This is a genomic window from Bacillus cereus group sp. BfR-BA-01349, from assembly GCF_022663795.1.
In the GTDB taxonomy this organism is placed as follows: Bacteria; Bacillota; Bacilli; order Bacillales; family Bacillaceae_G; genus Bacillus_A; species Bacillus_A cereus.
The window spans coordinates 43,930-58,436 of the sequence record NZ_JAKUGE010000012.1 but is presented as its reverse complement, the minus strand read 5'-3'; the positions used below and the strand labels follow the sequence as shown (position 1 = coordinate 58,436).

The following is a 14,507-nucleotide window of genomic DNA, read 5'->3' as shown; positions in this document are numbered from 1 at the left end:
GAGGAGGGAATAGAATATACTTTTCCATAAGTATAAATGTCGAATGATTTGTAGTAATATTACAAAAGTATGACAGGAAATAAAAAACGAAGGCAACGTAGTTACCTTCGTTTTTTATTATTTTGCCCACTCACTCACTTGCTCTACGCTCATGCGAGGTGCAGGGTGGCCTTTTAAAGTTGATTCACCAATTGTAATAAGCATAATTGGAACGTAACGAGATGAAACGTTAAATTCGTCTGTCAGTGCTTGTGGATTGAAGCCACCAATAGCACAAGTATCCCAACCAGTTGCTTTAGCTGCAAGCATAAGTTGCATTGCTGCTAAAGATGCATTTGAAAAGGCAGCATCTCTTGGGAATTGTTCACGAGCATATGCAGATTCAATATTTTTAGCTAAGCGTTCTTTTGCTTCTTCTTTCATAAATCCTTGTTCTACAATTGGACCATATACCGGCTCAACATTTTTATAAGCTTCTAAATCGCCTAAAATAGCGACTACTGCAGAAGCATCAAGAATTTGTTGTTGGTTATAAGCTATTGGGTGTAATCGTTTTTGTACATCTTCACCTTGAAAAACAAGGAATTTCCAGTGTTGTAAGTTCCAAGCGGAAGGTGCTTGTGCTGCGGCTTTTAAAATCTCATGTAATTCTGTAGATGAGATTTCTTTATTTGGGTTGAATGCACGTGTAGATGTGCGTTCATATAGAACATCAAAAAAGTTGTCGTTTGTCATTGTATATCCTCCAAATTGTATATCGAATTATTTTCAAAAAAATAATATACACTACTTACATTTTGTAAGTTATCGAATTTAAGAATATAATATCTTTATTTTAATTGTCAAGTTTTAAAAATTAGCTAGGGCATTCATACAAACGATACAATTCCTACAATCATACACTAAAAAAGGAATTTATAGAGTGAAAAGCGAAGATAACATTCTCAATTAGCTTGTTAATATGTGTCTCTCACAAATTAAAGTTTATTGGAGACCAGTCTTTTAAAAAAATTTGTGAGGAATTCAGTAGAACAAGATATATGAAGTGAGTGAAGACTAGTGATGAACATACTACATTTTTTATTAGAGAATACGGTTTTCCAAAATGTGTTACAAGATCTGCAGTTAAATGTCCTTTATATAGAAAATGGATGTAAGCATCAACAAACGGTAGAAAATATCCATCCAAAATGTATGTTTATAGCAAATAGTTTTGAAGAGGGCGAACTATTATTTCAAAGAACGAAACCACACATTATCATTACGTATGTAACAGATTATTCTCAAATAAAATATATAAAGAATATGTATACTCCGCACAGTACATTCATTGTCATTTGGGATCAACAAATAACAAAAGAATTCACAGATGTACTTGCATTAGGAATACGTAATATTGTAATAGCTCCTGTAACTCCGCAAGCAGTGTTAGAGGAAGTGAATAAGAGTTTGTATCAACTTTCTTTAGTAAGGCAAGTTAGTTTGCAGCAGGAATTGCTTCAAACGATGTTTGATTTTCAAAATGATCTATTATTTATAGTAGAAGATGATGAAATAGTTGATTGTAATACAAATTTTTTAGCTTTTTTCGGATATGAAAATTTGTTTGCCTATCGTGAGCAACATTTAGTATTTGCTGAACATTTTATTAGAGAAAATGGATACTACTCGACGACGCATGATATAACATGGCTAGACGATACTTTATCTAGTGGTAGAAGAATTAAGATGTTAAATTATGAAGGGGCAGTATCTACTTTTCTATTACGTGCGACACCATTGCCAGAAGATTTATCAAGATTTATTGTAAAGTGCACGGAAATTACAGAATTAGATGAAACCTATCAAGAACAAGAAAGACTTGCTATGATAGATTCATTGACAGAGATTTATAATCGTTTAAAGTTTCAACAAATACTAGAGGTAGAATGGGAAAAGGTAATACGTAGTGATGAGAAAATAGCAATCATTTTATTTGATATAGATAATTTTAAAACAGTTAATGACACATATGGTCATGATTTTGGCGATTTAGCATTAATACAACTTGCAGAGCTTATGAAATCTAAAGTGGAGCAGCAACATGTATTTGCAAGATGGGGAGGAGAAGAATTCATTATATTAGTGACAAATACAGTAGAAAAGGAAGCATTTCAAGTTGCGGAGTCATTACGATTCTTCATTGAAACAAAGCAATTTACTGGAATTTCGAAGTTAACAGCTAGCTTTGGAGTTGCGTTATATGAACAAGGAACTACAAGAGAAGAATTAATGCAACGAGCGGACATTGCATTATATGAAGCGAAAAAAAATGGAAAGAATCAAGTATGTGTGTATAGAAAAGAAAAAATGTAATTTTTCGCAACAAATTGTTGCGATTTTTTTTTATTGTTTGATAATAGAATAGGGGGGACAATTTTTAGCGAAGGAATTATGGAGGATCGATATGATAAAAAAAGTAATGGTGATGGCTTCACTGTCTGCTATAGTTGGCGGCGGAGTATACTATTTTCTTGTTAGCCCCAATATAAAGGAAAACACTGTATTAACAACTAAAGTGAATCCTACTATTGAATCAGAAGTACAAGGGAATATAGAAGAAAAAGAAGAGCAACAAATTGATTATGGTAGCATATCTCAAAAATTAGATCAATATTTAGTCGGAAAGCAATTTAATGGAACAGTTTTGGTAACAGATAAAGAGCGTGTTATATTGAATAAAGGATATGGGTATGCTGATGTTCAAAATAAAATAGAAAATACGCCTCAAACAAAATATCGTATCGGTTCTATTACGAAAACAGTTGTTGCCACATCTATTTTACAGTTGCAAGAACAAGGTAAATTGAATATTCAAGATAATGTAAATAAATATATTCCTTCATTTCCGGAGAATAAAAATATTACGCTATATCATTTATTAACGCATACCTCTGGTTTACCTGAACATGCAAAAGGAAATGTGAATGCTGCTTCCCGTTTACAGTTAATTAATTGGATTGGACGTCAAAATTTAGAATTTCCTGCAGGAACAGGTTGGAGATATACAGATTATAATTATATGGTTCTTGCTTATATAATAGAACATATCTCCAAAAAACCTTTAGGAGATTACATAAAAGAAAACATATTTTTAAAAGTAGATATGCATGAATCCGGTATGGGAAATATGGTACCTGGAGATAAAAATTTTGCAAAGGGTTATGTGAAAAAAAATCAAGAGCTTGTACCAGCGCAAAAGTTAGGCATGGATTGGCTATATGGTTGTGGTGAGATGTATACGACAGTTGGAGATATGAAGAAGTTAGACGAAGCAATTATAAATGGAAAACTTCTTTCTGAACAAAGTATACAAGCAATGTTTTCGCCTTCAGCAGAACGGAAATATGCATTTAGTTTTTATATATATCCAGATTATTTTCATAATCATGGTGTATTATCTGGTTGGAACACTTTTAATAATTTTAATAAAGAAAAAGGAATTTTTGTTATGTTATTTTCAAATGTGAAAAATAGTATGGATGATGACTTTAATAAAGAGTTCCGAAAGATGGTAAATGATTTATTAGAACAAAGGGGATGAGAAAATGGAACATAAAACTGTATCAATAGGTTTCATTGGTATTGGCGTAATGGGAAAAAGTATGGTTTATCACTTAATGCAAGATGGTCATAAAGTATATGTATATAATAGAACGAAAGCAAAAACAGATTCTTTAGTGCAAGCTGGTGCACATTGGTGTGATACGCCAAAAGAGTTAGTGAAGCAAGTTGATATTGTAATGACAATGGTTGGATATCCACATGATGTAGAAGAAGTGTATTTTGGTATAGAAGGAATTATAGAACATGCAAAAGAAGGTACGATAGCAATTGACTTTACGACATCTACACCTACTTTAGCAAAACGTATTAATGAAGTTGCAAAAAGCAAAAAAATATATACGTTAGATGCACCTGTCTCAGGAGGAGATGTTGGCGCGAAAGAAGCAAAACTCGCAATTATGGTAGGTGGAGAGAAAGAAATATATGATAGATGCTTACCTTTACTTGAAAAGTTAGGAACAAACATTCAATTACAAGGACCAGCTGGGAGTGGACAACATACAAAAATGTGCAATCAAATTGCCATTGCTTCCAATATGATTGGAGTATGTGAAGCTGTTGCTTACGCGAAGAAGGCTGGACTGAATCCAGATAAAGTGTTAGAGAGTATTTCAACAGGGGCAGCAGGTAGCTGGTCATTAAGTAATTTAGCTCCTCGAATGTTAAAAGGAGACTTTGAGCCAGGATTTTATGTAAAGCATTTTATGAAAGATATGAAAATTGCTTTAGAGGAAGCAGAAAAATTACAATTACCAGTCCCAGGCTTAAGTTTGGCGAAAGAATTGTATGAAGAGTTAATTAAGGATGGCGAAGAAAATAGTGGAACACAAGTATTATATAAAAAATATATAAGGGGGTAAACGAGGTGGACCTTCAAAAGTTTGATGAGATGATTGATACTGTACAGCGAGCTACTTGTATGCAAATTAATGAAAGACAAAAAGAAGCTTTTAAACAAAAATATGATTTTGAACCAGAATTTGAATATGGAAGAGATGAGAAGGGACATTATGTAATTCGAACCTCAAAAAAGATGTTAGAAGAAATGGAGTTTTATTTAGCATTGAAATATGATCGTGATGGAGTGGATCTTTATATGCAAGCTGAGATTGACGGCATATTTCATGTATCTGTTAGCTATGGTGAAGATGCCCTACATCTACAAGAATTGTTTCAATTTCTAGAAGAAAGTAAATAAAAGTCCTCAAATGAGGACTTTTATTTATTTAGTCATCTTTAATTTTTATAATTATAAGTTAGACGCGCGGCGGCATCGTTCAACCGGGAACGGGATAATTTGTGCGACGTGATTAGGACCAAATTGTTTTGTACGAGCATGGCGTATTATATAAAAAGCACACAGAATTGAAACAGGAATAGCGCCGAATAAACCAAACAATAAAGCGCTTACACAAGATGCGACAAATCCTAAAACACCAATTTCTAACTCTTCCATAATAGCTCCTAAAATAACAGGAAATGCTCCACATGTAACTCCAAGTATAAGTGCGATAAGTAAGCTCATGATTATCCCCCTCTGTTTGCGATATTATTTTCCTTCTTAATTAATTGTAGTATATCACATATAAAACAGAATTTTCAGAAAAAATTCAATAAATGTTCAAAAAATGTTCGGAAAATGCACTTGAAAAATCAAGGTGTTAAATTTGTGATGAAATAGTACTTTCAAGTAAATAAAAAATCAGGCTTATTTCAAAATGAAATAAGCCTGTTCCATAGGAGGATGTCTATATGTAGAGTGAATAAAAGTTTGGAAAAGGGGGTCCAAGTCCTTTTATTCAACTAACTACCTTAATAGATTGGAACCCAGCCTTCAGTTGTCACAAAAATACGAATAGCTACAACTTGGCGATCATCTTGCAAGGTAAAATAATGTCTTGCATTTTCAGGAACAGATATTAAATCGCCTGGCTCAAGTTCAACATCAAAGAATTTCCCATCTTTACCTTCAATAGCGAAAATGCCATGACCACTGACGATAAAGCGAACTTCGTCATCTGTATGATGGTGTTCCTTTTGGAAATTAATTAATAATTCGTCAAGGTTAGGGGTGCTATTTGAAAGTGAAATTACATCATGTGCTTTATAACCACGGCGTGCTGAAACATCAGCGATTTCTTTTGAAAACACAGCTAATATTTCTGCTTTGTTTTCATCTGTTAACGAATAATTTTCATTTAAATGAGTAGGAAGTTTAGAAATATTCCATTTCTCATATAAAACGCCTTCCTCTTGTAGAAATTTAGATACTTCTACTTCATTTTCAATACGAGTATTTACTTCTTGAATACGAATTTGCGCCATTAGAAACGCCTCCTTGAATTGATAATAGTTTTATATGAAATTGGAATAAAAACTCATAAGCTTCTAATCTCTTCTTTGCATCAAAGCTATCTCGGCCCCATACGGTAATACCGTGGTTACGGATTAATACTGCACCCGAATCTCCTTGTATATGCTTTCGGAAGTTTTCTCCAAGTGTTGGGATATGGGCATGGTTTTCGATAATAGGAATGTGAATGGTTGCATCTTCTTCCCAAATATCGAGAGCTTTAATAATTTCTTGATTTTGAAGGATGACTGCATCACTATATAAATTTGTGATGACATTATTATCGGTTGTATGAACATGAAGTACGCAACCGGCATTCGTATTGTTATAAATGTGTGTATGCAATATTGTTTCTGCTGAAGGGCGTAATTCAGTCTCTAAAACGGGAACTCCTACATGATCTACTAATAGAAAATCATCTGGAGTGGTTTTTGTTTTATCTTTATCGCTTGCTGTAATAAGAAAAGTAAGTGGTTCATGACTAACCTTTATAGAAATATTACCACTTGTTGCTGGGAACCAATTTCGTGTTGTTAACTCTTTTTTTATCTCGCTTAAGTCATACCATTGACGAAAAAGTTGTTTCATGCCTTCACCTCCAACAAAAGTTTTAATTCAGCTTGCACATCTTGAAATGTTTCAAACGGTGTATAAGCAATATGATTTTCTTCACACTTTGTAATAAGAAAATCGCGAGCGAATACTTTATCAGCTTGTTTCGCGGCTTGTAAATCAGTAATAGAATCTCCAATTACAATATGAAAGTCATTTGTATCACTTAATTTACGGATTAATGATGATTTACATAATCCGCAATGATTTTGACAATGATCATCACAAGAATGAGGCCATTTAACTGTAATAAACTCTGCTGAAAAGTCTGTTTCATTACAATAAATTTGCTCTTTTGGAATGATTCCTTGTAAGAGTGGATAGACGAAGAAATCCATTCCACCTGATATCACGTAAAAAGAAATGTTATTTTCCTTTACGAATTGTATAAACTCATGAAAACCACTACGGATTTCAGCAGTTTCTATTAAAAATTGAATAATATCATCGTGCAGATTAGTAGGTATTAATTGAAATAATTGAGAAACACCTTCTTGAATGGATAGTTCTTGTGATAAAATTTTATTCTTTACTTCTTCGGCTTCTGGTGGTGCGAATTTTTCCATAATGGACATAATGTTATCATTATTTGTAATCGTGCCATCGAAATCACAAAATACTTGAATACTCATAATTGCACCTCATAAGAGGGATTTCCCCATATTTGTAGTGCACTATGCAAATTTATGTCGTCTACTTCATGGAGTGGTTTATTTTGCAAAGTAGCATCAATTGCAGTACGGAAAGCTTTACCGCCGCCTTGCGCTCCATTTGGATGTCCGTGTATTCCGCCGCCAGCATTAATAACAACATCTTTACCGAAATCTCGTACAATAAAGGGAACGAAACCAGGATGAATACCAGCAGACGGAACAGAAAAGCTCTTCTTGAAAAATGCATCGTCTTCAGTCAAATATTTTGAGATAGCAAGAGCCTCTTCTTTTTCTAGCGCAACACTTCCGTATGGAGATGGGAATAATGAAAAGTCAGCCCCAGCATAACGTAGTAGCTTTCCAAGTAATAATGGTGATGAAACTCCATATAACTTGGATGCTGAATAAGCACCACTTACAGCAGGATGTGCCATAATAGGAACTGGGATTTCATCATCTTCTGCAAGTGATTGTAGTACATCTAGTCCGTAAGCAAATACGTTAAATAATAGAATATCAGCTCCAGCTTGCACTGCACGTTTAGCATTTTCTTTTAAATCAAAAGTTCGTCCTGTTAAATTTACGGCATATAACGTTTTATGACCGTATGTTTCGTAGACAGATTGTAAAACTTCTTTTCCAGATACAATGCGTTTCGTAAGTGGTGTTAATGCATTTTCAAATAATATTTCATCATCTTTTACTATATCTACACCACCAATTGCTTGATCGCGTAATTGCGTTTTTAAATACCCAATGTTTCGTCCAATCATTCCTTTAAAAATACTCATTAAAAGGGGACGATCATGCACTTGTAAAAGATTTCGAATACCATCTATCCCCAATTTTGGACCAGGAAAATGTTTTTTTAACTCGTCTGAAAAAGTTAAGTCAATTAGTTTTACTTCGCCATCAAGTGATAGCTTTCCAAATGTAGTCGTTAAAATCGCTGGTAAATCTGGACTGAAGTTTAATAGCGGATATTCGATTTTAATAATTCCACGTTTTACTTTTTTACGTAAATACGAATTGGTATATTCATGTTCAGCTAATTCCTCAACATGAATGACGTTGCCTTTATGCTGCTTTAATTGTTCTTGCAATAAGTGTGGCAAATGAGTCCAAGAGCCAATTGTTAAACCGAGTGCAATTTGCTCAGCTTTTTTTTCTAAGTTATGTGAATCATCATGGATTAAATACGTCGCTATAATTCCGCTCATTGTTATAACCTCCTAGTTAAATAAAAAAACCTCTCAGCTAAGGAGAGGTTTTTTTACAACCAGCTCCTTATCTGTCAGCGTAATGCTGCGAGAATTAGCACCGTGTCTACAATTGTAGATCGGTTGCCGGGTTTCGTCGGGCTCGTCCCTCCACCTGCTCTTGATAAGAAGTATTTAGAAATGTTTAAAATTTTAAGATAACTGAATTTTGTCAGATATTTTTCGTGTTGTCAATTACTTTTTGAAAAAATTTAATTTACCAATTCGATTAATGGCTTCTCGTAATCTATCTTCTGTATGCAAGAGACCAACACGGACATACCCTTCCCCATGCTCACCAAATCCAACACCAGGAGCAACTGCGACATGTGCTTTTTCTAGTAAAATATCAGAAAATTGCTCAGAGGTATATCCTTTTGGAACGGGAAGCCATGCAAAGAATGATCCTGTTGGAATGTCTACATTCCAACCAATTGAGTGACAGGCTGAAATAAGAGCGTTTCTTCGAGATTCGTAACTATTTACAAGGTCTATTACGCAAGACTGTGAACTTAATAGCGCTTCTCGAGCAGCATCTTGAACTGCACCGAATATACTAACATACATATGATCTTGTAATAGGTTAATTGTTTCAATCACACTTTCATTCCCTACAGCAAAAGCGATGCGCCAGCCAGCCATATTGAAAGTTTTTGATAATGTGTAAATTTCAATTCCTATATCTTTCGCACCATCTGCTTGCAAGAAACTAACAGGTTTTTGACCATCAAATCCGATAGCGCCATAAGCAAAATCGTGAACAACTAATATATTATGTTTATTAGCAAAGTGAATGGTTTCATCAAAAAAATCTTTTGATGCAGTAGCACCGGTAGGATTATTTGGATAGTTTAAAAACATTAATTTTGCACGCTCTGCAATAGAGTCATCAATGTTCGTATAATCTGGTAAAAAGTTATTTTCTGCAATAAGCGGCATTGTTTCAAAGTGTGCTTTTGCTAAAGCAACCCCGGATAAATAATCTGGATAACCTGGATCCGGAACGAGAATCGTATCACCAGGATTTGTAAAACAAATCGGTAATTCTACTAGACCAGCCTTCCCGCCAAGCAAAATAGCAACTTCAGTTTTTGGGTTTAATTCGACGCCGTATTCACGTTTATAGAATGTAGCCACGGCTTCCTTTAAGCTTTCATGTCCGCGAAATGGCGGATATTTATGATGAATGGTCTTTTCGGCAGCATCTTGTAAAGCTTTTACGATATGCTGCGGTGTTGGTTGATCTGGATTACCTTGACCTAGATTAATAACATCGTGACCAGCTGCAACGACTTTGTTAACTTTTGCAACAAGTGAAGCGAAAAATTGTGTTGGCAATGATGTTACTATCTCAGAAGGTTGAAATAATTTCATACTTTCCACCTCTTTTGAAAGTTGTTACAATTCTAGTGACAAATGATATAATCTTTCCAGTATTTTGTAAAGAGAAAAATAAGAATGGGGCTGAAAAAATGAAAGTCGCATGTATTCAAATGGATATTGTTTTTGGAGATGTAGAAAAAAATATTGAGAATGCTAAAAATAAAATAAGCGAAGCTATGAAGGAAAGACCAGATGTTATCGTCTTACCAGAACTATGGACAACAGGATATGATTTAACGAGACTTTCTGAAATTGCAGATAGGGATGGAGTGGAAACGAAAGAAAAGTTAATAGAATGGGCGAAGCAATATGATGTACATATTGTTGGTGGGTCCATAGCGAAGCAAACGGATCAAGGCGTTACAAATACGATGTATGTTGTAAATAATGAAGGACAGCTAGTCAACGAATATAGTAAAGTACATTTATTTCAGCTTATGGATGAACATAAATATTTAATAGCTGGTAATGGTACGGGCGAATTTAAGCTAGATGATGTTGAATGCGCTGGAACAATTTGTTATGACATTCGTTTTCCAGAGTGGATGCGTGTCCATACTGCTAAAGGGGCAAAATTATTATTTGTTGTAGCTGAATGGCCATTAGTTCGTTTAGCACATTGGCGTTTGCTATTGCAAGCAAGAGCAGTTGAAAATCAATGTTATGTTGTTGCGTGTAATAGAGCAGGAAAGGATTCGAATAATGTATTTGCAGGTCATTCTTTAATTGTGGATCCTTGGGGTGAAGTTGTAGTAGAGGCGAATGAAGAGGAATCAATTTTATTTGGAGAGCTTGTATTCGAGAAAATTAAAGAAGTACGTAAAGGAATTCCAGTTTTTGCGGATCGCCGTCCAGAATTATACAAATAAAATGTTGACAAGTGATTTTTATTCTTGGTATAGTCTTCAACATAAAGTTAAAAATTCAAAAAATTATACAACTCTTATCAAGAGCAGGTGGAGGGATTTGGCCCGATGAAGCCCAGCAACCGACCGTAATACCATTGTGAAATGGGGCGTTTATTACGCCAAAAGGCACGGTGCTAATTCCAGCAGAAAGTAAAACTTTCTGGCAGATAAGAGGGGAGAAGATAAACTTCAAACCTCTTTCTTAGTGGAAAGAGGTTTTTCTATGTTAGAAAAACCTCTGAATTTAAAAAGGGGGAGAAGACGATGGGATATTATTCATTAACAGAAATAACAGCTGTACAATATGCGAAAGATCATGGCTATTTTGAAGAGAAGGCAAATGTCATTTGTCATGAAATTGGAGATGGAAACTTAAATTACGTGTTCAAATTAGATGATGGAGAGAAATCCATTATAATAAAACAAGCACTGCCTTATGCTAAAGTAGTTGGTGAAAGCTGGCCATTGTCTATAAAAAGAGCAACGATTGAAAGCAGGGCATTACAAATTTTTGCGCAGTATGTACCGGATTATGTTCCAGTAGTGTACAGTCATGATGAAGAGTTAGCGATAACGGTAGTAGAAGACTTATCAAGACTAACAATTACAAGAAAAGGATTAATAGACGGAGAAGAATATCCGCTTTTATCCCAGCATATTGGTCGTTTTCTAGCACATGTTTTATTTTACACTTCAGATTTTGGTTTACAGTCAGAAGAGAAGAGGGTACTAGAAGGTGCCTTTGTAAATCCGGACCTTTGTAAAATTACAGAGGATTTAGTGTTTACAGATCCATTTGGACATTATGATACAAATGATTATGAGCCAGATTTACAGCTCGTGGTTGATGAACTTTGGAGTGATAAAACTTTAAAACTAAAAGTAGCACAATATAAATATAAGTTCTTAACAAGAAAAGAAACTCTTATTCATGGTGATTTACATACTGGTAGTATTTTTTCGTCACCTTCTGAAACGAAAGTGATTGATCCAGAATTTGCGACATATGGCCCATTTGGATTTGACATAGGTCAATTTATTGCAAATCTATTATTAAATGCTTTATCTAGAGAAGAAGAAAAGAGAAGTGTACTATTTTTTCATATAGAAAAGATGTGGAGTTATTTTGTAGAGACTTTTACAAAGTTATGGATTGGGGAAGGTGTAGAAGCATATACGAAAGAAAAACAATGGTTACCAATTATTTTGCAAAATATCTTTACTGATGCTGTTGGATTTGCCGGATGTGAACTAATTCGTAGAACAATTGGTTTAGCTCATGTAGCAGATTTAGATGAAATAGAAAATAAAGAAACAAGAATTCAAGCTAAGAAACAAGCGCTATCCTTAGGAAAAGAACTAATAAAATATGAATCTAAAAGTGCTGATATTCAACTGTTTCGAACATTATTTCAACAGACAGTTTCAAGGGGTGTAAAAGCATGAGTACAATCGTTACTGTTCCGAGATCTGTAAGTTGGAAAGGTGATGCAATTGCGGTATTAAATCAAACAAAGTTACCGCATAGCACAGAATACAAAACATTAACGACGATTGAAGAGGTATGGAAAAGTATTGTCATACTAGAATTGCGAGGAGCACCTGCAATTGGAATTGTAGCTGCATTCGGCTTGGCGCTTGCAGCGAAAAAATATAATACTTTACATATCGAAGAATTTCAAAAGAAGTTTAATAGAGACTGTAACTATTTAGGGACATCACGCCCAACGGCAGTAAATTTATTTTGGGCAATTGATCGTATGAGAGAATCTATTCGAGAGATTACTACAATAAAAGAAGCACAAAAAATATTAGAAGAAGAAGCGCTTCGTATTCAACAGGAAGATGAAGAGGTGTGTCGAAATATTGGGGAATATGCGTTAACATGTTTTAAAGATGGCGATAATATTTTAACAATCTGTAACGCTGGAAGTATTGCAACTGCCAGATATGGAACTGCATTAGCTCCCTTTTATATTGGAAAAGAGAAAGGTGTGCGTTTACATGCATATGCGTGTGAAACGAGGCCAGTTTTACAAGGTGGTCGCTTAACGACGTGGGAATTGAAGCAAGCAAATATTGATGTGACCCTTATTACAGATAATACTGCAGCTCATGCTATTCAAACGAAAGAAATAAACGCGATTATTGTGGGAGCGGATCGAATTGTCGCAAATGGAGATACAGCCAATAAAATAGGGACAATGAATTTAGCTATTTTAGCAAAGCACTTTAATATCCCATTTTACGTTGCTGCTCCACTGTCAACATTTGATGTTACGAAAGAAACTGGAGCCGAAATTATTATTGAAGAAAGAGATGAAACAGAAGTTACAAAAATCTTTGGAAAACAAGTAGCACCAATTGGAACGGATGTTTATAATCCAGCATTTTACATAACGCCGAATGAATTAATTACAGGAATTATTACTGAGAAAGGGATTTTACGTGGAGATTATAAAAAAGAAATTCTGACATTATTTGAAAGACAAGCTGAAATTTAATAGCTTGTTTTTTTATGCCTAAATGCAGTGTTTTCTCTTACTTATATAATGAAAGGAGGGAAAGAGGATGGAAGAGTGGATTAAGATGATAGGTAATGTAGGGTTTCCGATTGTTGTAACATTATATTTACTCCACCGTATTGAAAGTAAATTAGAGGGGGTAATTGTTGCAATTGAGAAGCTCCCTCGGCAATTACTAAAGTACGAAGATCCTCGGGATAAAAAATAAAGTTTGCTCTTCTTGAGCAAACTTTATTTTTATTGAGCGGTATAACCCCCATCTATAACAACAGCTTGTCCCGTTATACCTTTAGCTTTTTCACTCGCTAAAAACATCGCATAATCAGCGATTTCTTGTACTTGTAATAAGCGCTTTTGTGGGACGAGTGGATAAATAACATCTTCTAAAACATTTTCAAGTGGTACATTTTGTGTAGTAGCTAAGTCTTGTAGTTGATTACGTACAAGAGGGGTATCGACATAACCAGGGCAAAGGGCATTAACAGTAATACCATGCGTAGCACCTTCTAAAGCAGCAACTTTTGTTAATCCAATTACGCCATGTTTTGCACTATTGTAGGCAGCTTTTCCAGCAAATCCGACAAGGCCGTTAATAGAAGCGACATTAATAATACGACCATATTTTTGTTGTTTCATAATCGGAAAGGCATGCTTAATTGCGATAAACGGAGCAATTTGCATAATTTGAATTAGTAGCTCGAACTTTTCAGTTGGAAAGTCTTCAATGGGTGAAACGTGTTGCATTCCTGCGTTGTTAATTAATATATGTAATGAACCGAAATGATCAACTGTTTGAGAAATTGCTGCTGTAATTTCTTTTTCAGATGTAACGTCACATTTTAAACCGATAGCTTGAAAACCTTCATTTTGTAATTGTTCAGCAGCTTCTTTTGCACGTTCTTCAAGCCGATCGGTAATCACAACTTTTGCACCTTCTTTTGCAAAAGCCTTTCCCATTTCATAACCAATGCCACTTGCAGCACCTGTTAAAAAGACAACTCGATTTGTAACCATGATGAAAAACATCCCTTCATAATAAAGTTTTCATAGTGCTCTATTTAGAGAAGCTATAATGAAATTCCTGCAAACATTTGGAAAAAATATCGTTAGCTATCTTGTTTTGCAAAATAGTCTTTGCTATACTATTTTGTAAAGTAAGATACTTACGCTTATCTATCTTGTAAAGCAAGATAGTAGGAGGATTTGAA

The 14,507-nt window shown here is 34.6% G+C and carries 16 protein-coding genes and 2 riboswitches; of the genes, 8 read left to right on the top strand and 8 right to left on the bottom strand.

Annotated elements, in window-relative coordinates; genetic code table 11:
• Nucleotides 1-117: 117 nt before the first annotated feature.
• The gene (locus MR169_RS09135) at nt 118-735 is read right to left on the bottom strand and encodes a nitroreductase family protein (RefSeq protein ID WP_000180372.1); all 618 of its coding nucleotides are present in this window, start codon (nt 733-735) and stop codon (nt 118-120) included.
• Between the two features lie 327 nt (nt 736-1,062).
• On the opposite strand from MR169_RS09135, the gene MR169_RS09130 reads away from it, so the two are divergent.
• The 4 genes from MR169_RS09130 (at nt 1,063) to MR169_RS09115 (ending at nt 4,804) form a co-directional block, all read left to right on the top strand.
• Nucleotides 1,063-2,355, top strand: a complete 1,293-nt coding sequence (locus MR169_RS09130) for a GGDEF domain-containing protein (RefSeq protein ID WP_001023191.1) — start codon at nt 1,063-1,065, stop codon at nt 2,353-2,355.
• A gap of 91 nt (nt 2,356-2,446) precedes the next feature.
• Nucleotides 2,447-3,583, top strand: coding sequence for a serine hydrolase (locus MR169_RS09125; RefSeq protein ID WP_242319298.1), 1,137 nt, complete (start codon nt 2,447-2,449; stop codon nt 3,581-3,583).
• Between the two features lie 4 nt (nt 3,584-3,587).
• Nucleotides 3,588-4,466, top strand: coding sequence for an NAD(P)-dependent oxidoreductase (locus MR169_RS09120; RefSeq protein ID WP_000400471.1), 879 nt, complete (start codon nt 3,588-3,590; stop codon nt 4,464-4,466).
• A 5-nt stretch (nt 4,467-4,471) separates the two neighbouring features.
• A complete protein-coding gene (locus MR169_RS09115; protein WP_000365623.1) occupies nt 4,472-4,804 on the top strand; it encodes a DUF3909 family protein in 333 nt (110 codons plus the stop codon).
• A 51-nt stretch (nt 4,805-4,855) separates the two neighbouring features.
• Here MR169_RS09115 and MR169_RS09110 read toward each other — a convergent pair whose 3' ends face one another.
• From MR169_RS09110 to MR169_RS09085, 6 genes are all read right to left on the bottom strand, one after another.
• Entirely contained in the window at nt 4,856-5,131 is a 276-nt protein-coding gene (locus MR169_RS09110) for a hypothetical protein (protein WP_000054660.1), read from the bottom strand.
• Between the two features lie 287 nt (nt 5,132-5,418).
• On the bottom strand, nt 5,419-5,931 hold the full coding sequence (locus tag MR169_RS09105) for a 1,2-dihydroxy-3-keto-5-methylthiopentene dioxygenase (protein ID WP_242319297.1): 513 nt from the start codon (nt 5,929-5,931) through the stop codon (nt 5,419-5,421).
• On the bottom strand, nt 5,891-6,547 hold the full coding sequence (locus MR169_RS09100) for a methylthioribulose 1-phosphate dehydratase (RefSeq protein WP_242319296.1): 657 nt from the start codon (nt 6,545-6,547) through the stop codon (nt 5,891-5,893). Before MR169_RS09100 ends, MR169_RS09105 begins: the two co-directional genes overlap by 41 nt.
• Nucleotides 6,544-7,203, bottom strand: a complete 660-nt coding sequence (locus tag MR169_RS09095) for a 2-hydroxy-3-keto-5-methylthiopentenyl-1-phosphate phosphatase (protein ID WP_061663482.1) — start codon at nt 7,201-7,203, stop codon at nt 6,544-6,546. Before MR169_RS09095 ends, MR169_RS09100 begins: the two co-directional genes overlap by 4 nt.
• Nucleotides 7,200-8,444, bottom strand: a complete 1,245-nt coding sequence (gene mtnW / locus MR169_RS09090) for a 2,3-diketo-5-methylthiopentyl-1-phosphate enolase (protein WP_242319295.1) — start codon at nt 8,442-8,444, stop codon at nt 7,200-7,202. Before mtnW ends, MR169_RS09095 begins: the two co-directional genes overlap by 4 nt.
• Nucleotides 8,445-8,508: 64 nt before the next feature.
• Nucleotides 8,509-8,614, bottom strand: a riboswitch (SAM riboswitch).
• A 64-nt stretch (nt 8,615-8,678) separates the two neighbouring features.
• Nucleotides 8,679-9,857, bottom strand: coding sequence for a pyridoxal phosphate-dependent aminotransferase (locus MR169_RS09085; RefSeq protein ID WP_242319294.1), 1,179 nt, complete (start codon nt 9,855-9,857; stop codon nt 8,679-8,681).
• Nucleotides 9,858-9,871: 14 nt separating this feature from the next.
• On the opposite strand from MR169_RS09085, the gene MR169_RS09080 reads away from it, so the two are divergent.
• The 4 genes from MR169_RS09080 to MR169_RS09065 all read left to right on the top strand — a co-directional run bounded on the left by MR169_RS09080 (nt 9,872) and on the right by MR169_RS09065 (nt 13,507).
• Nucleotides 9,872-10,735 carry a carbon-nitrogen family hydrolase gene (locus MR169_RS09080; RefSeq protein ID WP_002098106.1) on the top strand — a complete coding sequence of 288 codons (864 nt, stop codon included), beginning with the start codon at nt 9,872-9,874 and terminating at the stop codon, nt 10,733-10,735.
• A 71-nt stretch (nt 10,736-10,806) separates the two neighbouring features.
• Nucleotides 10,807-10,948: riboswitch (SAM riboswitch) on the top strand.
• Between the two features lie 90 nt (nt 10,949-11,038).
• Nucleotides 11,039-12,220, top strand: coding sequence for an S-methyl-5-thioribose kinase (mtnK, locus tag MR169_RS09075; protein ID WP_242319293.1), 1,182 nt, complete (start codon nt 11,039-11,041; stop codon nt 12,218-12,220).
• Complete coding sequence (mtnA, locus tag MR169_RS09070) at nt 12,217-13,278, top strand: S-methyl-5-thioribose-1-phosphate isomerase (RefSeq protein WP_242319292.1); 1,062 nt, start codon at nt 12,217-12,219, stop codon at nt 13,276-13,278. Before mtnK ends, mtnA begins: the two co-directional genes overlap by 4 nt.
• A 67-nt stretch (nt 13,279-13,345) precedes the next feature.
• Nucleotides 13,346-13,507 (top strand): YvrJ family protein, encoded by a 162-nt coding sequence (locus MR169_RS09065; RefSeq protein WP_000393336.1) that lies wholly within the window; start codon nt 13,346-13,348, stop codon nt 13,505-13,507.
• Between the two features lie 29 nt (nt 13,508-13,536).
• Here MR169_RS09065 and MR169_RS09060 read toward each other — a convergent pair whose 3' ends face one another.
• Nucleotides 13,537-14,313 (bottom strand): 3-hydroxybutyrate dehydrogenase, encoded by a 777-nt coding sequence (locus MR169_RS09060; protein WP_242319291.1) that lies wholly within the window; start codon nt 14,311-14,313, stop codon nt 13,537-13,539.
• Nucleotides 14,314-14,507 lie beyond the last annotated feature (194 nt).